We start from the raw sequence: 25186 nt of genomic DNA on the forward strand, positions 1-25186 counted from the left end.
CGCGTTGTTCAAGAGTGCGTGATAGGGATGCGGACCGCGCTCATTGCGGCGCCGCGAACCACCACATCGAAGTGATCCAGCCTTCCGCCGTATAGTACAGCGGCAAGGTATTCGGCCAGGCGAGGCCGCGCTTGAACGCCACGCGGTGCGTCGCGCTGTACCAGTGCGGAATCATGTAATAGCCGTTGATCAGCACGCGATCCAGCGCGTGCACGGAATCGACCAGTTGCTCTCGCGTCTGCGCGCCGACGAGGGCACGGAGAATCGCATCGACGGCGGGCGACTTGAGGCCGATCAGATTGCCCGAGCCCGGTTCGTCCGCGGCCTTGCTGCCGAAGCGGTCGATCATGTCGGCGCCCGGCACCTGCACGTCGGGGAAACGGATCGTCGTGACGTCGAAATCGAACGCGTCGAGGCGCTTCTGATACACGGCGAAGTCCATCACGCGAAAGCGCGCATCGATGCCGAGCTTCTGCAGATTGCGAATGTACGGCGCGATCACGGGCTCGAACACGGCCGACGAACCCGAGTCGTCGAGTATCTCGAACACGAACGGTTCGCCCTTCGCGTTACGCAGCGCGCCGTCGCGATACGTCCAGCCGGCCTGTGCGAGCAACGCGCGCGCTTCGAGCAGATTCGCGCGCAGTGAGCCGGGCGCATCGGTGTCGGGCTGCTTCGGCGGCACGCCGAATACCGACGGCTCGAGCTTTGCGCGCCACGGTTCGAGCAGCTTCAGCTCGCCTGGCGACGGCAGGCCCTTCGCCTGCAGATCGGTATTCACGAAATAGCTGTCGATCCGCTTGTACTGGTTGTAGAACAGTTGCCGGTCGAGCCATTGAAAATCCAGCGCGAGATCGAGCGCCTTGCGCACACGCACGTCGCCGAACAGCGGCCGGCGCTGATTCAGGATGAAACCCTGCATCCCCGTGCCGTTGTGATGCGGAAACTCGCGCTTGATCAACTCGCCGCTATCGAACTTCTTGCCGACGTCGCGCCGCACCCAGTTGCGCGCGACGTTCTCGACGAGCGCGTCGTACTCGCCTGCCTTGAACGCTTCGAGGCGCGCGGTCGCATCCGAATACAGCTTGTAGTTGATGCGCTCGAAGTTATAGGTGCCCACGCGCACAGGCAGCTTGTCGCCCCAGTAGTTCGGGTCGCGCCTGTAGGTGATCGTGCGGCCGTTGTCGTAGCTTTCGATCAGATAGGGCCCGCTGCCGATCGGCTTTTCGAACGCGATCTGATCGAATGCAATACGGCTGCCGTCCGCCTTCACGCCCCACTTGCGCGAGAACACGGGCATACCGCCCGCGAGCAGCGGCAACTCGCGATCGTGCTGCTTGAATTCGAAGCGCACCGTCGCGGGATCGACGATCACGCAGCGCGTGATGTCCGCAAAGTACGCGGCGAATTGCGGCGCGGCCTTCGGGCTCTTCAGCGTATCGAACGAAAACTTCACGTCCTCGGCCGTGACGGGATCGCCGTTCGAAAAGCGCGCGCGCGGATTGATGTGGAACGTGGTCGACATGCCGTCGGGGGCGACGTCGATGTCGTCGGCGAGCAAGCCGTAGGCGGACGCGACTTCGTCGGCGCTGCCCGTTGCGAGGCTCTCGAACAGCAACCCGATGCCGGGCGCCGCACTGCCGCGCAGCGTGAACGGATTGAACTTGTCGAAGCTCGTCGAGCGGTCGGGATTCGCGAGCACCAGCGTGCCGCCGCGCGGCGCGTCGGGATTGACGTAATCGAAGTGCTTGAAGTCGGCGGGATACTTCGGCTCGCCGTACTGTGCGATCGCGTACGCGGCCTGTGCGTGCTGCGCTGTAACGGATGACAAGGCAATCAGCAAACCGAGACACGCGGCAAGCGCGGCGCGTGGCGACGCCTTGCAACGCACACGCGACCACGGACGAATCAGAGTGCGCCATCCTGGGCGCGGCGCTTCAACCCGTCGCGTGCCTGTCGTCATAGGTGCCTTAATGGTCCGTAGTGGTCCGTGGTGGTCGGTGGGCGGTTGCAATGTGAGAGAATTCTACCCAAAATCCTGCGCGCTCCCGCACTCTGTCCGCACGGCGCGCTGACCTCATTAGGAGAATTCATGGGCTTCCTCGCTGGTAAACGAATCTTGCTGACGGGCCTCCTGTCGAACCGTTCGATCGCGTACGGTATCGCGCAGGCCTGCAAGCGCGAAGGCGCAGAACTGGCGTTCACGTATGTCGGCGACCGCTTCAAGGACCGCATCACCGAATTCGCGACCGAATTCGGCAGCAACCTGGTGTTCCCGTGCGACGTCGCCGACGACGCGCAAATCGAAGCGCTCTTCGTTTCGCTGAAACAACATTGGGATAGCCTCGACGGCCTCGTCCATTCGATCGGCTTTGCGCCGCGCGAAGCGATCGCCGGTGATTTCCTCGACGGCATGACGCGCGAAAACTTCCGCATCGCGCACGACATTTCCGCCTACAGCTTCCCTGCCCTCGCGAAGGCGGCACTGCCAATGCTGTCGAACGATGCGGCATTGCTCACGCTGTCGTACCTCGGCGCGGAAAAAGCGATCCCCAACTACAACACGATGGGTCTCGCGAAGGCATCGCTCGAAGCGAGCGTGCGTTACCTGGCTGTGTCGCTCGGCAACAAGGGCATTCGCGTGAACGGCATTTCGGCCGGCCCGATCAAGACGCTCGCGGCAAGCGGCATCAAGGGCTTCGGCAAGATTCTCGATTTCGTCGAAGACAATGCGCCGCTCAAGCGCAACGTGACGATCGAGCAGGTTGGCAATGCTGCCGCGTTCCTGATGTCGGATCTCGCAGCCGGCGTGACGGCCGAGATCATGCACGTCGACAGCGGCTTCAGCAACGTGGTCGGCGGGATGGCGGCCGTCAGCGAGTAAGCGCGGCTGCGCATTGACGCGAGCGACGCGCGTCGTTGCGCGTGCAACCAGAAAAAAACCGCCCCGTGGGGCGGTTTTTTGTTGTGCGCGTGCGTGATGATTCAACGATGGAATCAATGCCAGCCGTTGTGGCGGCCGTTGTCCCAGTGACCGCGGTCGTGGTCGTAGCCGCGGCCATGATCGTAGCCGTGATGGCGATACCAATCGTCGCGGCCCCAATAGCGGCGGCCATCCCAGTAACGATCACCGTGCCAGCCAACCACGACAGCGGGCGCAACGACGACCGGCGCCGGCTGGTACACGACGGGCGGCGGAGGCGGCGGCGGTGCATAGACGGGCGCCGGCGCGACATAGACGGGAGCGGGAATACCGATGTTGACACCGACGTTCAGTCCCCCGGCCATCGCCGCGCTCGACGCGCCGATCGCGAGCGCGCCGGCGATCAACGGGATAAGACGCATGGACTTCATGGTTTCACCTTTTATTTGCGGAAAGTTGTGTTTATCGACTGCTTGATTCGAATATAACAAAGCAACGCTTAACGCGTATTTCAACTTTGTAATAACTGATGCATAACTTCGCGTCTCGAAGCGCGCTGTAACGTCCGGTTACATGCGACAGCATTTGGTGATATAGCCGCCCATTCGCTGTTGTCTACACGCACATTTTGCCCTTTCATTTGGTAATGCCAGGCAAACGTGCATGCACGCATTTCGATAAGCACATTCGATGCGAACGCCATTCGCGCTTACCGGTGTTTACGGTTGTGCGAATGGAAAATTGAGTGCCGCCATGCAAAGCGGTCGAATAGCCGGATGATAAGACGCGTGAACATGCGGAGCGAATGCCCGCGAAAAAGCGCATAAAAAACAAAACCCCGCAGAGCCGCAGCTCTACGGGGTTCCACCGCCATTTCTGGCGGAGACGGAGGGATTCGAACCCTCGATCCAGGTTTTGGCCCAGATGCTCCCTTAGCAGGGGAGTGCCTTCGACCTCTCGGCCACGTCTCCCAAACTTTCGGTTGCGCCAGGGAGGCAGCGCAACGAAGCCAAGATAATAGCGGGTTCGAAGGCCCAGGTCAATTTTTACTTCACACTTTTTATGCCTGAAGTGTCAATTCGAAGTCACTTCTTCGACCTGTCCGTTCAACCGCGCCATATCGAACACATCTTCATCCGAATGCCTGCCGCCGCAACGCCAGGCACCCGCCGAACATCAAGCCTGATCGAGTTCGAATGCCTTATGCAGCGCGCGCACGGCGAGCTCCATGTACTTCTCGTCGATCAACACAGAGATCTTGATTTCCGACGTGGAGATCATCTGAATGTTGATGCCCTCTTCCGACAGCGTGCGGAACATCTTGCTCGCGATACCCACGTGCGAACGCATGCCGACGCCGACCACCGACACCTTCGACACCTTCGGATCGCCCAGCACCTGCTCCGCGCTCACATGGCCCTTCACCTGATTGGTGAGGATGTCCATCGCACGCTGATAGTCGCCGCGGCCAACCGTGAACGTGAACGCCGTTTTGCCTTCGACGCTCTGGTTCTGGATGATCATGTCGACATCGATATTCGCGTCGGCCACCGGGCCGAGGATCTGATATGCGATGCCCGGCTTGTCGGGCACACCCATCACGGCGATACGGGCTTCGTCACGCTGAAACGCGATTCCCGAGATGACTGCTTTTTCCATGGTTTCGTCTTCTTCAAAAGTAATCAGGGTGCCCGACTTCATTTCCTCGTCGAGCGACATCAGCGGATCGGTCAGGCTGGACAGCACGCGCGTCTTCACCTGATATTTGCCGGCGAATTCCACCGAACGGATCTGCAGCACCTTCGAACCCAGGCTGGCCATTTCCAGCATTTCCTCGAACGTTACGCGATCCAGACGGCGCGCTTCTTCGACCACGCGCGGGTCCGTCGTGTAGACGCCGTCGACGTCCGTATAGATCAGGCATTCATCCGCTTTCAGCGCTGCAGCCACTGCCACGGCCGACGTATCCGAGCCGCCGCGGCCGAGCGTCGTGATGTGGCCTTCAGGGTCGATGCCCTGGAAGCCCGTGATCACGACGACCTTGCCTTCGTCGAGATCACGCAGCACGCGCTCGCCGTCGATGTCGCTGATGCGCGCTTTCGTGAATGAGCTATCCGTTTTGACGGGCACTTGCCAGCCGGTGTAGCTGACGGCATCGACGCCTGCGTCATGCAGTGCGATGGACAGCAGGCCGACGCTGACCTGTTCGCCTGTCGACGCGATCATGTCGAGTTCGCGCGGGCTCGGCTGGGGCGAAATCTCTTTCGCGAGACCCAGCAGGCGGTTCGTTTCGCCGGACATCGCCGAGGGCACGACGACCATCTTGTGGCCTGCCTTATGCCATTTTGCGACGCGCTTCGCGACGTTCTTGATGCGCTCGACCGAGCCCATCGATGTGCCGCCGTATTTGTGTACGATGAGTGCCATTGTCGTTCTGAACTGAAGGAGAAACTGATACGCCAACCGGCGCGCGCCGGGCGCGCTGGAGACGGCCGCACAAAGAGAGCACAGGGCACAACGTTCGGGAACGACGGCGCAGTGTGGCGGCGCAGATGCAGCGCGCGTGCAGTACGCGCGGATTTGCCGGGTTTGCTTTTTCCGGCCCTGCCGAAACCTGCGGATAAACAGGCCGCTGACGACGCTAACGGGTGACTGAAGGGTTAGCGGCTTGGAGCGCGCCCGGACATTCGCATAAGAACAGCCAGGAACGCGACAAAAGCGACGACAAAAAACGGGTCGGGCAAACAAGTTACACTACCCGATCAGGGATAAAAAGACAAGCCGAAATCCCGGCAAGAGCCGTTGCAAATGCTTGTCGGAGAAGGATTTGCGGCCAATGTTGCGCGCCGATGACAATGGCCGTCCGGTCGGTCGGGCATCACCGCGCATCATGCATCACGCGAGCGTGAGATCCTCGCGCCATTCGATCCTGATGTAGCGCGCGTTCGTCGCTGGCACTGACTCGGCGATCGCCGCCCGGTTCACGCCGATCAGCGGCACGAACAGCAAGATGTCGCCCGCAAACAGCAGCGGCACGTCCCGCTTCCACGACGGCACGCCGCGTTCCTGAAAGAGATTCTTCAACGTCCGGCTCGGTCCGTTCGACATGCAGCGCATCCGTTCGCCGCCGCTGCGCGAGCGAGCGACGAGCGGCGCTCGCGTGAGCGCGCTGGCGGGAATCGCGTCGGATGCCTCGGCGCTCGCGTCGCTGAAGACGAACGTGCCACGCCATTGCGGCAGGCGCCACACGCTTTCGCCCCGCCACGCAAGCACGCACTCGGCACGCTCGACGAGCGCCGTTTCGTCGGCGGGATCGGCGCTGTCGCCCGCTTCCCAGTAGATCAGTCCGCGATAACTGCGCAACGCCTGACCCGCGTGATCGACGCGCAGCGTGTGCGCATCGCCGATCTCGCGCAACTGGCGCAACGCATCTGTCAGGCGCGCGGTCGACGCAGCCGGCAAACCGAGCGTGCGCATCCAGTACCGCAGCAGGTTGGCCGCACGGTCGTCATCGAGTGCGAGCAACGCGTCGCGCGACAAGGCGCCCTCTTCTTCGCCACGCGCCGCTTGCAGATCGACGCGCGCCAGCTCGTCGAGCAGACGCTGCGCCGCCGCCGCATGCGCCGCCGTGCGGGCGAGCGCATCGCGAAAGCCCGGAAAGTGCACCGCCAGAGCCGGCAGCACGTCGTGACGCAACGCGTTGCGTGCGAAGCGCGTGTCGGCATTCGACTCATCGTCGATCCAGCGCAGATCGCGCGCGTGCGCATACTGCTCCAGTTGTGCGCGCAGCAGATGCAGCAACGGACGCACGCGCGTCACCGACGCGCCCGACGGCGAATATTCCGGCGCCATCGCCGCGAGCCCCGCGAGTCCCGCGCCGCGCAGCAATTGAAGCAATACGGTTTCCGCCTGATCGTCCGCGTGCTGCGCGAGCCAAAGCGTGTGCACGCGATGCTGCGCGCACAGCGCATCGAGCGCGCGATAACGCGCATCGCGCGCCGCCGCCTCGATGCTCACACCCGTGGCACGCGACACGTCGACATGCACCGAAGCGAACTCGACACTTCGCTCGTGCGCAAACCCAGCGCAATGCGCGAGCCATTCGTCGGCGTTCGGACTGAGGCCGTGATGGACATGCAACGCGATGCAGCGCGCCGCGCCGCCGACACGCACCGCCGCATCGAGCAGCACGGTCGAATCGACGCCGCCGCTGAACGCGATCGCGAGACGCGCATCGTCCGGCAAGGCCCCAAAAACAACGCCGACCGCATCGAGAACGAGGCGGTCGGCGGGTGTGTCAGCGGAGGAAGTCACGAGGTGACGGCGCGCGAAGCGCCTGCTAATGAGAACGCAGGCGCGCTTATGCGCCTGGCGTGGTTTCCTTGAACTTCCCGTAGGACATCAGACGATCGAAGCGGCGTTGACGCAGATCGTTCGTGCTCATGCCGTGGAACTGACGCAGCGAATCGGCGAGCGCGCGGCGCAGCATGGCGGCCATGCCCTTCGCATCGCGATGCGCGCCGCCGAGCGGCTCGCTGACGATCTTGTCGATCAGGCCCAGCGCCTTCAGACGATGCGCTGTCAAGCCCAGCGCTTCCGCAGCTTCGGGCGCCTTCGCGGCGCTCTTCCACAGGATCGACGCACAGCCTTCCGGCGAAATCACCGAGTACGTGGAGAACTGCAGCATCAGCACGCTGTCCGCAACGGCAACAGCCAGCGCGCCGCCCGAACCGCCTTCGCCGATGATGGTCGAGATGATGGGCGTCTTCAGTTCGGCCATCACATACAGATTGCGGCCGATCGCTTCCGACTGGCCACGCTCTTCCGCGCCGATGCCGGGATACGCGCCCGGCGTATCGATGAACGTGAAAAGCGGCAAGCCGAACTTCTCGGCAAGGCGCATCAGCCGCTCAGCCTTGCGATAGCCTTCGGGACGCGGCATGCCGAAGTTGCGCAGCGCGCGTTCCTTCGTGTCGCGGCCCTTCTGGTGGCCGATCACCATGCACGGCTGGCCGTTGAAGCGCGCGAGGCCGCCTACGATCGACAGGTCGTCCGCAAACGAGCGGTCGCCATGCAGTTCGTGGAAATCGGTGAACAGTTCGTTGATGTAATCCTGCGTGTACGGACGCTGCGGATGACGCGCGATTTGCGAAACCTGCCACGGCGTCAGGTTCGTATACAGATCCTTCGTGAGTTGCTGGCTCTTCTTCGACAGCCGCTCGATCTCTTCCGAAATATCGACGGCCGAATCGTCCTGCACGAAGCGCAATTCTTCGATTTTCGCTTCGAGCTCCGCGATCGGCTGCTCGAAATCCAGAAAGGTGGTCTTCATTGGTTTTTAATCCTTCGACTTACCGGCAGCGCGTATTCTAACCGCGCGCGCCCATGTCAAAACCGTCTCGAATCTATCGATTTTAACAAATCAATAGATGTCGAGGGGTTCCGCTTCTTGCACAGCCTTTTGCCCAGCCTTTTTGCCCAGCCTGTTGATTCGCCCGTTTCTTCAGTTGCCGGCAGGCGCCGGATCGAGACTTCGCCACATATACCACGTTGCGACGGTTCGCCACGGCTCCCAGTTGGCAGCAACTTCACGCGCCTCGCTGCGCGTCACCGGCTCCCCGCTGAAATAGTTCTGACTGATCGCATGGATCAGGTTCGGATCGTCGAGGGGCAGCACGTCCGGACGCGAGAGGTCGAAAATCAGGAACATCTCGGCCGTCCAGCGGCTGATGCCGCGAATCTGCGTCAGTTCGGCGATCACGCCCTCGTCTTCCATCGACGTCCACTTGCCGACGTGCAATGCACCCGAGACGAAGTGATGCGCGAGATCGAGAATGTACTCGGCCTTGCGCTTCGACACGCCGCAGCCCATCAGATTATCCTGGCCGAGCTTGATGATCTGCTGCGGCACGAGCTTCGGACACGCGGCGACGATGCGCTGCCACATCGCCTGCGCGGACGCGACGGAAATCTGCTGACCGATCACCGAACGCGCGAGCGTCACGAACGGATCGGCGCGGCTCGACAGATGCACCGGGCCGAATTTCGGAATCAGCTTCTTGAGAATGCGGTCGCGCTTGACGAGATCGGCGCACGCCTTGTCCCAGTACGCGGGGCGCGTGACGACGGACGGCTGCGCGGCTTGCACCGCGTCCGCACTTTCCGTCGACGCGACCGCCGCGCGCGGCTTGCGCGCCGGCTCCACTTCCTGATTGTCATACGCGACGTCGTGCAGATCGCCTGCAAGTCCGGCGGGCAGCGAACCGTTGCCCTTCGCGTTCGCAGTGCGCGCGCGCGACGGCTTCACGGCCGCGGCTTCGTACATGTCCGCGCCATTGACCTGAGGTTTCGCCGACGCGTGCCTGCCGGGCACGCCATGCGAGCCCGGCATTTTGCGCGTGTCGCGCAGACCTGCCTTGACGCCTTTCGCCGATGCCGATTTCACTGCCACCTTCGCGGCGCCCTTTGCGGTCACGCCGCTTCCCGCACGCACTGCTTTTACCTTAGATGCCGCGTCAGATTGAGACGCGGCCTGTTTAGCCGGCGTCTTCGTGGCCGTTGCCATCCTGCCTCCTGCCTGGCGAGTCGATCAGTGGGAAGTACGAGGTGCGTTCAAACGCGACGCCACTCGGTCAACCCGCCCGGTTTGTCTTCGAGCGCAACACCGGCGTCCAGCAATTCCTTGCGGATCCGGTCTGCCTCGGCGTAGTCCTTTGCCTGCTTCGCGGCGACACGCGCGGCGATCTTCTGTTCGATCGCTGCCACATCCAGCGCGTTCTCGCCGACACTCCCCCCCGCCTGCTGCAGATAGGCACGCGGCTCGCGCCTGAGCAATCCGAGCACGAGCCCAAGACCATGCAATTGACGTGCAAGCGCCGCATCGCGCGTGCGGTTCACTTCGCTCACCAGCTCGAACAGCACGGAAACGGCGACGGGCGTGTTGAAGTCGTCGTTCATCGCCGCGCGAAAACGCTGCGCGTGCGCTTCGTTCCAGTCGATCTCGCCTGCTTGCGGCGGCGTGTCTTTCAGCGCCGTGTACAGACGCGCGAGCGCGCTGCGCGCATCGTCGAGATGCATGTCGCTGTAGTTGAGCGGCGAACGGTAATGCGCGCGCGCAATGAAGAACCGCACGACTTCGGCATCGTACTTCGCGAGCACCTCGCGGATCGTAAAGAAGTTGCCGAGCGACTTCGACATCTTCTCATTGTCGATCTGGACGTAGCCGTTGTGCATCCAGTAATTGACGAAGGTTTGGCGCGTTGCGCCTTCACTTTGTGCGATTTCGTTTTCGTGGTGCGGAAACTGCAGATCCTGGCCACCGCCATGAATGTCGAAGTGTTCGCCAAGCAAGGTGCAGCCCATCGCCGAGCACTCGATATGCCAGCCAGGACGTCCGCGGCCGTACTTCGAATCCCAGCCGGTGTCGGCGGGTTCGTCGGCCTTCGACTGCTTCCACAGCACGAAGTCGAGGGGATCCTGCTTCGCGTCGTTGGCGGCCACGCGCTCGCCCGCGCGCAGATCTTCGAGCGACTTGCCCGACAGCGCGCCGTAGTTGGCGAACTTGCGCACCGCGTAGTTCACGTCGCCGTCGGCGGCCTGATAGGCGTAACCGTTCGCTTCGAGCGTCTCGATCATGCCGAGCATCTGCGGAATGAATTCCGTCGCGCGCGGTTCGAGATCGGGGCGCTCGACGCCGAGCGCATCGGCGTCTTCGTGCATCGCCCGGATGAAGCGGTCGGTCAGCGAACGGATCGTCTCGCCGTTCTCGACGGCGCGACGAATGATCTTGTCTTCGATGTCGGTGATGTTGCGCACATAGGTGACCTTGTAGCCGAGCGTGCGCAGCCAGCGCTGCACGATGTCGAACACGACCATCACCCGCGCATGCCCCACGTGACAGTAGTCGTACACCGTCATCCCGCAGACATACATACGCACTTCGCCTTCATGAAGCGGCACGAAATTTTGCTTGTCACGCGCGAGCGTGTTGTAGATGCGCAGAGATTCCATAGAGACGATGCGTGGGCCGAAAGAAATCCGCTTGGTGTTCGTTCATACCGCGCCCGAAGAACGCATGCAACTGCATGAACGAACACGGGCGGTGCGGCATGACTGACAGCAGATCGCGCAACGGTGCGGGATCAGGCTGACGTCAAGGCGGAGACGACCACGAGTGGCGAAAAGACAGTCTGTGGTTCGACGGAACGCGCAGACCTTTTGTTAGAATGGCTCGGAGTATAACATCCCGACCTGAGCCTATGAAACACTCCAGCGGCCGCGCGCGAGGCGCCACGCCCCTCTTCGCGACGGCGCTCGCCTTGACGCTTTCCTCGACGTCGGGCGCACCATCCCGCCAGGGTTTGCGCGCGGCTTTGAGCGCGGCATGCTGCGGTCTCGCGCTGATGATGCTGCCTGCCGCGCCGGCCTTCGCACAGAAATCGCAGACCGTTTCCCATGGCCCTGCCGTGCGCGACGCCACGCCGGACGCCGACGCGTCCATTCAGGCGAAGAACTGGACGGCCGCCCTCGCGCAACTCGACGCGCGCATCGCCGCAAATCCGCGCGACGCCCAGGCCAAATTCAAGCGGGCCACCGTGCTCGCGCGCCTGAACCGCGACGACGACGCCATCGCTGCGTTCACCGAACTCACGCAGACCTATCCCGAACTGCCCGAACCGTACAACAACCTCGCCGCGCTCTACGCGAAGCAGGGCCGCTACACGGAAGCGCGCGCCGCGCTGGAAACGGCGGTGAAGGCGAGCCCCGGCTACGGTCTCGCGTATGAGAATCTCGGCGACCTGTATCTGCGCCTCGCGGACCAGGCGTATCGCCGCGCACAAAGCCTGGGCGCCGGCAACGGCACGATCAGCCAGCGCATCGCCGACATCGGGAAAATCGTGTCGCCGCGCAAGACGCCCGCGACGAAGACGAGCCAGCCCGCGGCTGAACCCGACTACACGAATCGCGCGATGCAGAACATCACCAACTCGCAGGGCTTCCAGTTCGGCGGCCCGAATGGTTCGCTCGCGACGCCGCCGTACGTTGCACCATCGCAGTGAGCGCACGCGCGCATGCCTTCGGGCGGCGCGCGCCGCCGACGTTTTTCATCTGAGTTCACCCTGTTTTCACCCCGAGGATTTACATGAAATGGTTGATGTTGGCGCTCGGCAGCGCCGCCCTGATCGCAAACGCACCGGCCTTTGCGCAAAACGGGTCACAGGCTGCGCATCCGTCCGTTCTCTTGAAGACGTCGGACGGCGATATCCGCGTCGAGCTGTATCCTGAGAAAGCGCCCAAAACGGTGGCCAATTTCCTCGACTACGTGAAATCCGGTCAATATAACGGCACGATCTTCCATCGTGTGATCCCCGGCTTCATGATCCAGGGCGGCGGCTACACGACGAGTTTCGCGGAGAAACCGACGCGCGCGTCGATTCCCCTCGAAAGCCGTAACGGCCTGAAGAACATGACGGGCACGATCGCGATGGCGCGCACGAGCGATCCGAATTCGGCTACGGCACAGTTCTTCATCAATACGGTCGACAACGCCGGCCTCGACTATCCGAATCCGGACGGCAACGGCTATGCCGTGTTCGGCAAGGTGACGTCAGGCATGGACGTTGTGAAGAAGATCGAAGGCACGCCGACCACGTCGCGCGGCCCGATGAGCGATGTGCCGCAAAAGCAGGTCGTAATCCAGTCGGCGACAATAGTCGGCAAGTAGTCGGCAAACAAGGCCAGCGGAACCGGCTCCGTGCGAATGACGCGCGGCGTCACTCGCTGCACGGGAACTAACCATGCCACGGGCGCGGGCCACTCACCGCACGGACGGTGATGCACCGCGCCTTCCCTCACCCAGACCCAAAGGAAATCATCATGGTTGAACTGCACACGAACCACGGCGTCATCAAGCTCGAACTGGACGCTGAAAAGGCGCCGAAATCGGTCGAGAACTTCCTCGCCTACGTGAAGGCCGGCCACTACGACAACACGGTGTTCCACCGCGTGATCGACGGCTTCATGATCCAGGGCGGCGGCTTCGAACCCGGCATGCAGCAGAAGCCGACCAACACCCCCATCGCCAACGAGGCGAACAACGGCCTGAAGAACGTGAAGGGCTCGATCGCGATGGCGCGCACGAACGATCCGCATTCGGCCACGGCCCAGTTCTTCATCAACGTGAACGACAACGACTTCCTGAACCACTCGTCGCCGACGCCGCAAGGCTGGGGCTACGCGGTGTTCGGCAAGGTCGTCGAAGGCCTCGACGTCGTCGACGCGATCCGCAAGGTGAAGACGGGTTCGAAGGGCTTCCATCAGGACGTGCCCGTCGACGACGTGATCATCGAAAAAGCCGTCGTGGTCGAGTAAGGACATTACTCAAACGAACAGCCTATTCTTAAAGAAGCGCTGAGCAACCAGGAGAAGCACACTTCAATGCTGCAAGAGACGCCGCTGCGAAGCGTCGCTGCGGGCGTGCCTGGCGAGGGCAAACGCCCGCACGCGGCGCGCCCGTTTTTCTTTATCGCCGACCTGCATCTGAGCGAGGCGATCCCGCAAACGGTCGCCGCGTTCGAGCATTTCATCATGGTGACGGCCGAGCACGCGGATTCCGTCTTCATCCTCGGCGACCTGTTCGAATACTGGATCGGCGACGACATGCTCGCCGAGCCATTCCCCGCCCGCATGGCCAAGTTGATGCATAAGCTGTCGGAGCGCGGTATCGCGCTCTACATCATGCACGGCAACCGCGACTTCCTGCTGGGCAAGCGTTTCATGAAAGCGGCAGGCGCAATCTGGCTGCCCGATCCGTTCGTCATCACCGCGTTCGGCACGAAAATCGCCCTCACGCACGGCGACGCGCAATGCACGCTCGACCGGGGCTACCAGCGCTTTCGCGGCTTCGCGCGCAACCGGTTCGCGCAGTGGCTGTTCCTCGTGTGGCCGTATCGCTGGCGCAAGGCGCTGGCCGAAAAGATGCGCAGAACGAGCGAAGCGGGACGCGCGCGTCCCGTGTCGCCACGTTATGACGTGACGTCGGAAGGCGTCGACGCGCTTTTCAGAAAAACGAAGACGGCCACCATCATTCACGGCCATACGCACCGTCCCGCGCTGCATCATGAAAAAGGCGGCATGCGCTGGGTGTTGCCCGATTGGGATCTCGACCACGGCGAGCGCCGTGGCGGTTACGTACGTATCGATTCCGAAGGGATCAAGGCGCTGCGGCTCGACAAGTAGCCGCGCGCGGTTGCACGCGCACGCGCCGGGCGTGTCCACGCCGCCGTGCCTGATGCGCGAGTGACGACGCGATTGACGCGAGTTCAGCGCGTCGTTTCCTCGACCTTCCCCGCGATGGCCGCCGACAGACGGCGCAGATCCAGCAAGGCCGCATCGGCGCCGTGCAGCGCTTCGAGGCTCGCGCCGAGCCGTTCGAGCGCTACGACGATTTCGTCGATACGCTGCGACTGCGACGCCGCGTGGTCGATCAGCCCGTGAATGGCGAGCGAGACGGGATCGTCCGCATTCGGCGTGATGCCGTAGGCGCAGAAACCGGGGCGCGTGCGGGACGGTTTGGTCTCCGGTTTCGTCACTGCGTCGGGCGCAACGCTCACGGCTGCCTTCGCCGGCATGACGACGCGCGCCGGATTGCCGACAGCCGTCCCGCCCGCAGGCACCGGCTTCACCACCACGGCATTCGAGCCAATTTTCGCGTCTGCGCCGATCGTGAAGCCGCCGAGCACCTTTGCGCCCGCGCCGACGATCACGCCGCGCTCGAGCGTCGGATGCCGCTTCGCACCGCGCGTGAGCGACGCGCCGCCGAGCGTGACACCCTGGTAGATCGTGCAATCGTCGCCGACTTCAGCCGTCTCGCCGATCACGACGCCCATGCCGTGGTCGATGAACACGCGCCGTCCGAAGGTCGCGCCCGGATGGATTTCGATGCCTGTCATGAAGCGGCCGAACTGCGACGCGAAGCGCGCGAGCCAGCGGCGGTTCGCGCGCCAGCACGCATGCGCGAAGCGATGGAATATCAGCGCGTGCAAGCCGGGATAACACGTGAGGACTTCCCAGGCGCTGCGAGCGGCGGGATCGCGCTCGCGGATCGTGGCGATGTCTTCGCGGAGTCTCGTGAACATGGCAGTCAGGCTGTCGTAGGGATTGAGCGCCGCCGCGCGTCGCGCGGACAGCGGGCCGCGGCTGCATCAGACGTCGTGTGGTCCGTGTCTATTGCAGCCGGCGAGCTTTGCTTATGACGTGTCGGGCCATTGTAGGGCGAATGCGCGAAACCTGCCGGAAGTCCACGCGGACGACAAGGTTGGACGTTTGCCGGGCTCCCGTCGCGCATAAACCGACGTCACGCGCGTCAGCACGGCACCCGGCACGAATGCGCGTTCGCAGCTCAATGCTCGCCGGCGTCGCGCCCTTTCGCCTTCAGCAGAATGTGCTTCGCGATGCCGCGCACGATATTCACCTCTTCGCGTTCGAGGCCCGAGCGCGCGAAAAGCCGCCGCAAGCGCGACATCAGCTTCTTCGGATTGCCGGGATCGAGAAACTCGAGCGCGATCAACGCGTTTTCCAGATGCACGTACATGCGCTCGATTTCGTCGCTTGCGGCGAGAGCACCCGCGCCGCCCGTCACGGGATCGGCGCCGTCGCCCTCGACCAGATACGCTATCCGCAGCTCGTATGACAGCACCTGAATGGCCTGCGACAGGTTCAGCGAACTGTAGGCAGGATTGGCAGGAATATGCGCGAGCGCGCTGCAACGCTCCACGTCTTCGTTCGACAACCCCGTTCGCTCGTTGCCGAACACCAGCGCGATATCGCCATGCGCGGCATGTTCGCGCGCCTGCGTCGCGGCCGCGCGCGGCGCGAGCTGCGGCGGCCCGTACTCACGGGCGCGCGCTGTCAGCGCCAGCGACCAGCTCGCGCCCGACAGCGCGTCGGCGAGCGACGGTACGACGTGAGCGGATGCGAGCACGTCGTCCGCACCGCTCGCCATCGCGATCGCCTCCGGATCGTTCTTCACGTCCGCGACACGCGGTGAGACCAGCACGAGCCGCGAGAAGCCCATTGTCTTCAGCGCGCGCGCCGCCGCGCCGACATTGCCGGGATGACTGGGCTCGACGAGCACGAAGCGCGTCGACGTGAAGCCGCCGCCGATGCTGCTTGCGTTGTCGGGAGCGGTACTGTAGGAGGTCGAGGAAGGCGTCTGAACCACGATAGGCATTGAAGAGCAAGGAAACAGTCATGTTAGCGCCGCCCGCCCGCTCTTTCCATCCGCCGATCGGCCGATATCTGCCCTGTTCTTCCTGCATAGGCCGGTTCACATCCGTTACGATCGGCCCCCCGGCTGCCAGGAAACGATCAGACTCAGGTAAAATCCCGATATTCGCGCCGGGCCAACTTGCCTCTCAAAGCGGCCATCCGCACGGCGCACCGCTCTTCTTCAATTCGTCTCCGTCGACGGAATGTGCTGCCAGGTTGCGACCCCGTCGCGCCAGACGCCCGTTTCGCCTGATAAACAGCTTATTTTCAGCTCAACACCGGGCAGCCGCCGTGCGCGTCCGGCACAAGGATCCAGGCTCATGCATCCCATGCTCAATATCGCTGTCAAGGCCGCTCGCCGCGCCGGGCAGATCATCAACCGCGCGTCGCTCGATCTCGACCTGGTCCAGGTCAGCAAGAAGCAGCACAACGATTTCGTGACGGAGGTCGACAAGGCATCGGAAGCGGCCATCATCGAAACGCTGACCACCGCCTACCCCGATCACGCGATCCTCGCCGAAGAGTCCGGCGAATCGGGCAACGAGTCCGAATATCAGTGGATCATCGATCCCCTCGACGGCACCACGAACTTCATTCACGGCTTCCAGTACTACTGCGTGTCGATCGCGCTCGCGCACAAGGGCATCGTGACCCAGGCCGTCGTCTATGATCCGACGCGCAACGACCTGTTCACGGCGTCGCGCGGCCGCGGCGCCTACCTGAACGACCGCCGAATCCGCGTCGGCCGCCGCGACCGCCTCGCCGACAGCCTGATCGGCACGGGCTTCCCGTTCCGCGAAAAAGACACGCTCGAGGCCTACACGGAACTCTTCGCCGACATGACCAAGGCCTGCGCGGGCCTGCGCCGTCCGGGCGCCGCGGCGCTCGATCTGGCGAACGTCGCAGCGGGCCGCCTCGACGGCTTCTTCGAGCAAGGCATCAGCGCATGGGACATGGCGGCGGGCAGCCTGCTCATTACTGAAGCGGGCGGCCTCGTCGGCAACTACACGGGCGACTCGGACTTCCTGCATCTGCATGAGATCGTCGCCGGCAACCCGAAGGTGTATGCACAGATGATTCCGATTCTGTCGCGCTACACGCGGACGAAGGAACAGGCAGCGTAAGACGCTGCAGGATATCGAAAGCGGCTTCGGCCGCTTTTTTCTTTTTTGCCTCTGCGTGACGTGCGCTGCGGCGCTCGCCGTATAGCGAGCGTCAAAGGCAAAAATACGGGCACTGTGTTCCAATCGGGTCCATGAAGAAAGGTTTCTACACGATCATCGCGGCACAGTTCGTGTCGTCCCTCGCCGATAACGCGCTGCTGATCGCGGCCATCGCGCTGCTCACGGAAATCCACTCGGCCGCGTGGGTCACGCCGCTGCTGCAGATCTTCTTCACGATTTCATACGTGCTGCTCGCGCCCTTCGTCGGCGCGTTCGCCGATGCGCTGCAGAAACGCCACGTCATGTTCGTCTCGAACGCGCTGAAGGCAGGCGGGTGCCTGATGATGATCGGCGGCGTGCATCCGATGATCGCTTATGGCGTGGTCGGCTTTGGCGCGGCCGCGTATTCGCCCGCAAAGTACGGCATTCTGACCGAGCTGCTGCCTGCCGAACGGCTGGTCGCCGCGAACGCCTGGCTTGAATCGGCAACCGTGCTGTCAACCATCGTGGGCACGATGCTGGGCGGCGCGCTGATCAGCACGTACGCGTCGCATCTGGTTCGGCATCTGCAGTGGCCGCTGATCCATTCGGCCGCCGACCTCGCGATGCTCGCCGTGATGATCACCTATGCGATCGCCGCGGGCCTCAACGTCGGCATCCCCGATACGGGCGCGCGCTATCCGAACCGGCTGGCCGAGCCCGGCGCGCTGATCGGCGAGTTCGTGCGCTGTTTCAACGTGCTGTGGGCCGACCGCCTCGCGCAGATCGCGCTGTGGGTCACCACGCTGATGTGGGGCGGCGCCGTCACGCTGCAGTTGCTCGTGCTCAAATGGGCGGACGCCAACCTCGGGCTGTCGCTGTCGAAGGCGGCCATCATGCAGGGCGTGGCGGGTCTCGGCATTGCCATTGGCGCAGCGGCTGCCGCGGCGTGGATTCCGCTGCGCGCGTCGCTCAAGGTGTTGCCCGTCGGCCTGATAACGGGCGGCGTCGCCGTCGCGATGGCCTTCTACAGCAAGAACCTGTTTCCTCCCGGCGCGGGCCTGCGCGTCGGCGAGCTGTTCGCGCCCGCCTACCTGATCTTCTCCTATCCGTTGATGGTGCTGCTCGGCGGCCTGTCCGGTTTTTTCATCGTGCCGATGAACGCGATTCTTCAGCATCGCGGCGCGACGCTGCTTACCGCGGGTCATTCGATCGCCGTGCAGAACTTCAACCAGAACCTCGCCGTGCTGCTGATGCTGGGCGCCTACGCGATCCTGCTGACAGCGAAAATGCCCGTGCAGTGGATCATCGCCGTGTTCGGCCTGTTCATTACAGGGATGATGTGGCTCGCGCAGAGACGCAGCGCCGCGAACGCGCACAAGGTCGACATTCACGCACTCATCGAGGAATGAGCGCACGCACAGCTTACGCAACGGAGTACGACGTCAGCAACCTGGCCATCCGGCCAGGTTCGCTCGACGCGTCGACGGGTTAAACTCACGCCCTGAACAGTTACGCAAGAAAGACACGAGGATGGGCACTCAAACGGCAGCCACAAGCGATATCGCGCAACACACCCCCATGATGCAGCAGTACCTGCGCATCAAAGGGGAGCATCCGGGCACGCTCGTGTTCTACCGGATGGGCGACTTCTATGAACTGTTCTTCGACGACGCGGAAAAAGCCGCGCGCCTGCTCGATCTGACGCTCACGCAGCGCGGTGCGTCGGGCGGCAATCCGATCAGGATGGCAGGCGTGCCGCATCACGCCGTCGAACAATATCTGGCGAAGCTCGTGAAGCTCGGCGAGTCGGTCGCGATCTGCGAACAGATCGGCGACCCCGCCACATCGAAAGGCCCTGTCGAGCGCAAGGTCGTGCGTGTGGTGACCCCGGGCACGCTGACGGATGCCGCCCTGCTCTCGGACAAGAGCGACACCTATCTGCTTGCCGTGTGTGCGGGCCACAACCGGCGCGGCGTGGTGACAACGGTCGGTCTCGCGTGGCTCAATCTGGCGAGCGGCGCGCTGCGCCTCGCCGAAGTCGCGCCCGATCAGGTCGCGGCCGCGCTCGAACGGATCCGTCCTGCTGAAATCCTCGTTGCGGATGCGCCGTCGTCGAGCGACTCGAACGCATGGTCGGTGCCCACGGGGTTTGGCGCGACCACGCGCGTACCCGTCTGGCATTTCGATATCGCGTCGGGCACGCAGCGGCTGTGCGACCAACTGGAAGTAGCGGGCCTCGATGGCTTCGGCGCGCATTCGCTCTCCTGCGCGTGCGGCGCGGCAGGCGCGCTGCTGTTATATGCGGCCGCCACGCAAGGTCAGCAGTTACGCCACGTGCGCAGTCTGAAAGTCGAGTACGAATCGGAGTACATCGGTCTCGACCCGTCCACGCGCCGCAATCTCGAACTCACGGAAACGCTGCGCGGCACCGACTCGCCTACGCTCTGCTCGCTGCTCGATACCTGCTGCACGACGATGGGCAGCCGGCTGCTGCGTCACTGGCTGCATCATCCTCCGCGCGATGCCTCGTTTGCGCAGGCACGCCAGCAGGCCATCGGCGCTTTGCTCGACGCGCCGCCTCAAGCCAGTCTCGATACACTGCGCGGCGCGCTGCGGCAGATCTCCGATATCGAACGGATCACGGGGCGGCTGGCGTTGCTGTCGGCGCGTCCGCGCGACCTTTCCAGCCTGCGCGACACGTTCATCGCGTTGCCGGAGCTGCGCGCGCAACTCACTGCGCTGACGGCGGCAGCGGATTCGCTCGCACGCATCGATGCTTCACTTGAACCACCCGCCGACTGCGTCGATCTGTTGAAACGAGCGATTGCTCAAGAACCGGCCGCGATGATCCGCGACGGCGGCGTGATCGCGCGCGGCTACGACGCAGACCTCGATGAACTGCGAGATATTTCGGAGAACTGCGGACAGTTCCTGATTGATCTCGAAACGCGCGAACGCGCGCGAACAGGCATCGGCAATCTGCGCGTCGAATACAACAAGGTGCACGGCTTCTATATCGAGGTCACGCGCGGTCAGACCGACAAGGTGCCCGACGACTATCGCCGCCGCCAGACGCTGAAGAACGCCGAGCGCTACATCACGCCCGAACTGAAAACCTTCGAGGACAAGGCGCTGTCCGCGCAGGAACGCGCGCTCGCCCGCGAGAAGGCCTTGTACGACGCGCTGCTGCAATCCCTGCTGCCCTTCATCGCCGACTGTCAGCGTGTCGCGTCGGCGCTCGCCGAACTCGATCTGCTCGCGGCCTTCGCCGAGCGGGCCCGCGCGCTCGACTGGGTCGCACCGAGCTTCTCGGCAACGGGCGGCATCGATATCGAACAGGGCCGGCACCCCGTGGTCGAAGCGCAGGTCGAGCAGTTCATCGCGAACGACTGCGTGCTGAACCCCGAACGCAAGCTGCTGCTGATCACCGGTCCTAACATGGGCGGCAAGTCGACCTTCATGCGGCAGACCGCGCTGATCGCGCTGATGGCGTATGTCGGCAGCTATGTGCCTGCGCGCCGCGCGTCGTTCGGCCCCATCGACCGGATCTTCACGCGTATCGGCGCTGCCGACGATCTGGCGGGCGGCCGCTCGACCTTCATGGTCGAAATGACGGAAGCGGCCGCGATCCTCAACGACGCGACACCGCAAAGCCTGGTGCTGATGGATGAAATCGGCCGCGGCACGTCGACCTTCGACGGCCTCGCACTCGCCTGGGCGATCGCGCGGCATCTGCTCGCGCACAACGGCTGCCACACGCTCTTCGCAACCCACTACTTTGAACTGACGCAACTGCCCGCCGAGTTTCCGCACGCGGCGAATGTGCATCTGTCGGCTGTCGAGCATGGGCACGGCATCGTCTTTCTGCATGCCGTCAACGAAGGGCCCGCCAACCAGAGCTACGGTTTGCAGGTCGCGCAACTCGCAGGCGTGCCGAACGCCGTGATTCGTGCCGCGCGCAAGCATCTCGCCTACCTGGAGCAGCAGTCGGCCGCCCAGCCTGCGCCGCAACTCGATCTGTTTGCAGCGCCCGCGGCGATGCTCGAAGACGCCGACGACGAACCCGTTGCACCGGCGCCCGATCCTGCTGCTCTGGCGCTCGTCGAACGCTTGCGCGAGATCGACCCGAACGATCTCCGTCCGCGCGACGCACTCGATCTGCTGTATGAACTGCATGAACTGGCCAAGTCGCCAGATGCGTCACGCTGACACGCGCGTGCGCCGCGCGCTGCCTCGCCGTCGCTCAGACGGCGCAGTGCGCGCCATGGCAGCCGCGACGGCGTTATCGCTGGCAGCGTACGCCTCTGTGTCATTTGGGAAAGACGCCGCGCCGAACTACGCGTTCGCGGTCATCGGCAGCACGCTGCAAAGCTCCGCCGACGAAGCGCTCACCCAGCGGCTGCTCGAAGCGATCGGACGCGACCCTGATGTGTCGTTCGTCGTGTACGACGGCAATCTGAAGAGCGGCAAGGAAGCGTGCCGCGACTCGCTGTTCGAAACGCGTCATACGCTGCTCGACACCTCGAAGCCCGCGCTCGTCTTCATTCCTGGTCAGCACGATTGGGCGGATTGCGGGACGGCTGAGGCGGGCGGCTACGATCCTGTCGAGCGTCTCGATCAGCTGCGGCAGACGTTGTTCGCGGATGCTTCGTCGATGGGACAGAATCCGCTGCCGCTTGCACGCGAAAGCGAAGTGTCGCGGTTCCGGCCGTATCGCGAGAATGTGCGCTGGATGGTCGGCGAAACCGTGTTCGTCGGCCTGAACGTGCCGGGCCCGAACAATCATTTTCTCTACGCGGGCGGTCGAAACGGCGAGTTCGAAGACCGCGTCATCGCGAATGCTTTCTGGCTCGACCACGCGGCCGAATATGCGAAGCGCCGTGGCGCGCGCGCGATCGTCGTGCTGGTTCAGGGCGACTTCGATCCCGAACGCTACGAACGTCCCGAACGATTCGCGTGGCTGCGCTTCGGGCATCGTTCAAAGCGCGACGGCTTCATGGAGTTCAAGCGTAGTCTCGTAAAACTGGCCGAGACGTTTCGCGGCCCTGTCATCGTCATTCATCAGGACGACGATCGATCGCATACAGGCATCATGATCGACCAGCCGCTACGCAACGACAAAGGCGATCTGGTGACGAATCTGACGCGTATCGCATTCGCGCCGCGCAGTCCTCAGAATCAGTGGGTACAAGTCAACGTTGATCTGGCGAAACGGCCGCCGTTTCGCGTGACTGTGCGGGATGTTCCGAAGAGTCTCCCGTTGCCTGCCACGCCCGCTTTGCCGAACACAGCGGCGCCTGTCCCGCCTTCGATGCCTCCCGTGCCGGATTCCTCACCCGCTTCGGAATTGCCGCCGATACTGCCCGAACCTGCGCCTTCAGGCAGGGGCGCTAGCGAAGTGAACTAGCAACAAGGGAGGCCAGATGCGAGAACGGGCGCTCTACGCGCCCGCTCCGTGTACTGCTCGTCTTCGTTCTTTTACCAGACAATGCCGCCCGTCAGTGCAGAGTCGGTCGTGACGGTTCGGCGTCATCGGCGCCATCTTCGTCATCGTCTTCATCGACGATTTCGAGGCCGCTGGCACCATGCGCGTGCTCGTGCTGGATTTCATCGTCCGTCGCTTCGCGCACGTCCTTCACGGTGAGCTTGAAGCGCAGCGCCATACCGGCAAGCGGATGATTGCCGTCGAGCACGACCTTGTCTTCCGCAACGTCGGTCACCGTGTAGATCAGCGAGTCGAGATCTTCATCGCCCTCTTCCGGCGTGCCTTCGAATTGCATGCCGACTTCGAGCGGCTCGGGAAAACGGCTGCGCGGCTCGATCTTCACGAGCTCGGGATCGTACTCGCCGAACGCGTCGACGGGCTCCAGCTGGATCTGGGTTTCGAAGCCGGGCTCATGGCCGTCGAGCTCTTCCTCGATCTTGGGGAACGTGCCATCATAGCCGCCGTGCAGATAAACCATCGGCTCGTCGCTTTCCTCGATCAGATTGCCTTGCGCATCCGACAACTTGTAAGCGACCGATACGACGGTGTTCTTTGCGATTTTCATTCGATTCTCCAGATTACAGCTCACATTATACGATGCCCGTGCGGCCCCCTGACTACCCCGCTGGCAAAGCTTCAGCGCGTCCTGCTCCGTCTCACGTTTCCATGTCTTGCGCGCCGTCGCCCGATCAGCCTGCTACGCTGTTAGGCAATCTGACGCCGTCGCAATTCATGCGGCGCTACTGGCAGAAGAAGCCGCTGCTCATCCGCCATGCCATCCCCGACATCGCACCGCCGCTGTCGCGCGACCAGCTGTTCGAACTGGCCGATCAGGACGAAGTCGAGTCACGCCTCATCACGCACTTTCGCAACAAGTGGCAACTCGAGCATGGTCCGTTTGCTGCAGACGAATTGCCCTCCGCCAAACAACGCGCGTGGACCTTGCTGGTGCAAGGCGTCGACCTGCATAACGACCGCGCGCGTGCATTGCTTGACCGCTTTCGCTTCGTGCCCGACGCGCGCCTCGACGATCTGATGATCTCCTATGCAACAGATGGAGGCGGTGTCGGTCCTCATTTCGATTCCTACGATGTCTTCCTGTTGCAGGTGCATGGCAAGCGTCGCTGGCGTATCGGCGCACAACGCGATCTCACGTTGCAACCCGGCTTGCCGTTGAAAGTTCTACAACACTTCGAACCCGAAGAGGAATGGCTTCTCGAACCGGGCGACATGCTTTATCTGCCGCCGCACATCGCACACGATGGCGTCGCGGAAGGCGAATGCATGACGTGCTCGATCGGCTTTCGTGCGCCGTCGACAGGCGAACTGGCCGCGCAGTTCCTCTATTACCTTGCCGAGCGCGGCGAGGCGGACGGCTCGCGCGATCGTGCGGCGCTCTATCGCGACCCGCAGCAACCGGCCGTCGCTAAGCCCGCGGAACTCCCCGCCGCGCTTGTAGACCGGGTGGGCGCGATCCTTGCTAAGATCGACTGGAGCGAGAAAGACGTGTCGGCGTTTCTGGGCACGTATCTGAGCGAACCGAAGCCAAGTGTGGTCTTCGATCCGCCGGAACGTCCGCTCGATGAAACACGCTTCATGAAGCGCGCAAGCAAGGAAGGTGTGCGGCTCGACCGCAAAACTGTGCTGCTTTACGACAATCGCTCTTACTACCTGAATGGAGAAGAAAGCCGGTTGTCGGGCGTCAAAAATTGGGTGATTGAACTCGCTGACAGCCGCTCTCTGAGTGCGAAACGCTTTGTAACACTCTCACACCAATCGTCGGTGACAGCACTACTACACGAGTGGTATCGTGCGGGCTGGATACAGATGGGTGAACTGAGATAAGATTCGCTCCGCTGTCATACCGTATAGCGAAAAATTGTCTGAGAAAGACAACGTATTGGCCCCGGATTTGTCGACGGTCGATATGAAAGTGCATATAATTTCCGCCCAAGCCGTAGGGAAGATTCACGCTCATGAAGTGCGGTCTCCACCAGCGGCCCAGGTCGGTGTTGGAGCACATTACCGGTTTTATTTTGCGCTGTTGCTTACCTTTAACCATAAAAGGACGTGATCATGAAGAAATCCCTCCTCGTAGCATCCCTGTTGGCAGCTGTGGCACTGGCTGCATGCAACAAGAGCAGCGACCAGGCAGCTGCCCCGGCTAGCGACGCTGCTGCCGCTTCGGCACCGGCTGCTGCTGCTTCGGATTCGGCTGCTGCTGCTTCGGGCGCTGCTGCTGCTGCGAGCGACGCTGCTGCTTCGGCTACGGCTGCTGCTTCGGACGCAGGCGCTGCTGCTTCGGACGCTGCTGCTTCGGCAGCTGCTCCGGCTTCGGGCGCAAGCCAGTAAGCTGTAGCACAG

General features: G+C 63.0%; 21 protein-coding genes and 1 tRNA gene. 11 read left to right on the plus strand and 11 right to left on the minus strand.

Going from position 1 to position 25186, the window contains the following annotated elements:
- Nucleotides 1–40 precede the first annotated feature (40 nt).
- Nucleotides 41–1963, minus strand: a complete 1923-nt coding sequence (locus tag FRZ40_RS04925) for an extracellular solute-binding protein (RefSeq protein ID WP_147233526.1) — start codon at nt 1961–1963, stop codon at nt 41–43.
- Nucleotides 1964–2092: 129 nt separating this feature from the next.
- Between FRZ40_RS04925 and fabI the strand changes: the two genes are divergently transcribed.
- Nucleotides 2093–2884: an enoyl-ACP reductase FabI gene (fabI, locus tag FRZ40_RS04930; protein WP_028371028.1), complete on the plus strand. Its 792-nt coding sequence runs from the start codon at nt 2093–2095 to the stop codon at nt 2882–2884.
- A gap of 113 nt (nt 2885–2997) precedes the next feature.
- Here fabI and FRZ40_RS04935 read toward each other — a convergent pair whose 3' ends face one another.
- The 7 genes from FRZ40_RS04935 to cysS form a co-directional block, all read right to left on the minus strand.
- Nucleotides 2998–3354 carry a hypothetical protein gene (locus FRZ40_RS04935; RefSeq protein ID WP_028369145.1) on the minus strand — a complete coding sequence of 119 codons (357 nt, stop codon included), beginning with the start codon at nt 3352–3354 and terminating at the stop codon, nt 2998–3000.
- 446 nt (nt 3355–3800) lie between these two features.
- Nucleotides 3801–3894: transfer RNA gene (locus tag FRZ40_RS04940), tRNA-Ser, on the minus strand.
- Nucleotides 3895–4099: 205 nt separating this feature from the next.
- Nucleotides 4100–5350, minus strand: a complete 1251-nt coding sequence (locus tag FRZ40_RS04945) for an aspartate kinase (RefSeq protein ID WP_028369146.1) — start codon at nt 5348–5350, stop codon at nt 4100–4102.
- 468 nt (nt 5351–5818) lie between these two features.
- Entirely contained in the window at nt 5819–7237 is a 1419-nt protein-coding gene (gene tilS / locus FRZ40_RS04950; protein ID WP_147233527.1) for a tRNA lysidine(34) synthetase TilS, read from the minus strand.
- A gap of 46 nt (nt 7238–7283) precedes the next feature.
- Complete coding sequence (locus tag FRZ40_RS04955) at nt 7284–8255, minus strand: acetyl-CoA carboxylase carboxyltransferase subunit alpha (protein ID WP_028369148.1); 972 nt, start codon at nt 8253–8255, stop codon at nt 7284–7286.
- Nucleotides 8256–8426: 171 nt separating this feature from the next.
- Nucleotides 8427–9488, minus strand: a complete 1062-nt coding sequence (locus tag FRZ40_RS04960; protein ID WP_147233528.1) for a DNA-3-methyladenine glycosylase family protein — start codon at nt 9486–9488, stop codon at nt 8427–8429.
- A 47-nt stretch (nt 9489–9535) separates the two neighbouring features.
- Nucleotides 9536–10933 carry a cysteine--tRNA ligase gene (gene cysS / locus FRZ40_RS04965; protein ID WP_147233529.1) on the minus strand — a complete coding sequence of 466 codons (1398 nt, stop codon included), beginning with the start codon at nt 10931–10933 and terminating at the stop codon, nt 9536–9538.
- A 248-nt stretch (nt 10934–11181) separates the two neighbouring features.
- Between cysS and FRZ40_RS04970 the strand changes: the two genes are divergently transcribed.
- From FRZ40_RS04970 to FRZ40_RS04985, 4 genes are all read left to right on the plus strand, one after another.
- The gene (locus tag FRZ40_RS04970; RefSeq protein WP_147233530.1) at nt 11182–11982 is read left to right on the plus strand and encodes a tetratricopeptide repeat protein; all 801 of its coding nucleotides are present in this window, start codon (nt 11182–11184) and stop codon (nt 11980–11982) included.
- 83 nt (nt 11983–12065) lie between these two features.
- Nucleotides 12066–12647 (plus strand): peptidylprolyl isomerase, encoded by a 582-nt coding sequence (locus tag FRZ40_RS04975; RefSeq protein WP_028369152.1) that lies wholly within the window; start codon nt 12066–12068, stop codon nt 12645–12647.
- 152 nt (nt 12648–12799) lie between these two features.
- Complete coding sequence (locus FRZ40_RS04980; RefSeq protein WP_028369153.1) at nt 12800–13294, plus strand: peptidylprolyl isomerase; 495 nt, start codon at nt 12800–12802, stop codon at nt 13292–13294.
- A 66-nt stretch (nt 13295–13360) separates the two neighbouring features.
- Nucleotides 13361–14161: a UDP-2,3-diacylglucosamine diphosphatase gene (locus tag FRZ40_RS04985; protein WP_028369154.1), complete on the plus strand. Its 801-nt coding sequence runs from the start codon at nt 13361–13363 to the stop codon at nt 14159–14161.
- 83 nt (nt 14162–14244) lie between these two features.
- Here the strand turns inward: FRZ40_RS04985 and cysE are convergent, their stop codons facing one another.
- Both cysE and FRZ40_RS04995 read right to left on the minus strand, forming a co-directional pair.
- Nucleotides 14245–15060, minus strand: a complete 816-nt coding sequence (gene cysE, locus FRZ40_RS04990) for a serine O-acetyltransferase (protein WP_147233531.1) — start codon at nt 15058–15060, stop codon at nt 14245–14247.
- A gap of 263 nt (nt 15061–15323) precedes the next feature.
- Nucleotides 15324–16154, minus strand: coding sequence for an RNA methyltransferase (locus FRZ40_RS04995; protein WP_147233532.1), 831 nt, complete (start codon nt 16152–16154; stop codon nt 15324–15326).
- Between the two features lie 358 nt (nt 16155–16512).
- On the opposite strand from FRZ40_RS04995, the gene FRZ40_RS05000 reads away from it, so the two are divergent.
- The 4 genes from FRZ40_RS05000 (at nt 16513) to FRZ40_RS05015 (ending at nt 22744) form a co-directional block, all read left to right on the plus strand.
- Nucleotides 16513–17316, plus strand: a complete 804-nt coding sequence (locus tag FRZ40_RS05000; RefSeq protein WP_147233533.1) for an inositol monophosphatase family protein — start codon at nt 16513–16515, stop codon at nt 17314–17316.
- Between the two features lie 131 nt (nt 17317–17447).
- On the plus strand, nt 17448–18746 hold the full coding sequence (gene lplT, locus FRZ40_RS05005; protein ID WP_147233534.1) for a lysophospholipid transporter LplT: 1299 nt from the start codon (nt 17448–17450) through the stop codon (nt 18744–18746).
- Between the two features lie 121 nt (nt 18747–18867).
- Nucleotides 18868–21546 carry a DNA mismatch repair protein MutS gene (mutS, locus tag FRZ40_RS05010; protein WP_147233535.1) on the plus strand — a complete coding sequence of 893 codons (2679 nt, stop codon included), beginning with the start codon at nt 18868–18870 and terminating at the stop codon, nt 21544–21546.
- Nucleotides 21533–22744: a hypothetical protein gene (locus FRZ40_RS05015; protein WP_147234773.1), complete on the plus strand. Its 1212-nt coding sequence runs from the start codon at nt 21533–21535 to the stop codon at nt 22742–22744. The genes mutS and FRZ40_RS05015 overlap by 14 nt, the downstream gene beginning before the upstream one ends.
- A 91-nt stretch (nt 22745–22835) precedes the next feature.
- Here FRZ40_RS05015 and FRZ40_RS05020 read toward each other — a convergent pair whose 3' ends face one another.
- Nucleotides 22836–23387: an FKBP-type peptidyl-prolyl cis-trans isomerase gene (locus FRZ40_RS05020; protein ID WP_028368558.1), complete on the minus strand. Its 552-nt coding sequence runs from the start codon at nt 23385–23387 to the stop codon at nt 22836–22838.
- Nucleotides 23388–23419: 32 nt separating this feature from the next.
- Here FRZ40_RS05020 and FRZ40_RS05025 point away from each other — a divergent pair, with 32 nt between their 5' ends.
- Nucleotides 23420–24667, plus strand: coding sequence for a cupin domain-containing protein (locus FRZ40_RS05025; RefSeq protein ID WP_167528640.1), 1248 nt, complete (start codon nt 23420–23422; stop codon nt 24665–24667).
- 231 nt (nt 24668–24898) lie between these two features.
- Complete coding sequence (locus FRZ40_RS46110) at nt 24899–25174, plus strand: hypothetical protein (RefSeq protein WP_081767573.1); 276 nt, start codon at nt 24899–24901, stop codon at nt 25172–25174.
- Nucleotides 25175–25186: the final 12 nt, after the last annotated feature.

This window comes from Paraburkholderia azotifigens, assembly GCF_007995085.1.
Lineage (GTDB): Bacteria > Pseudomonadota > Gammaproteobacteria > Burkholderiales > Burkholderiaceae > Paraburkholderia > Paraburkholderia azotifigens.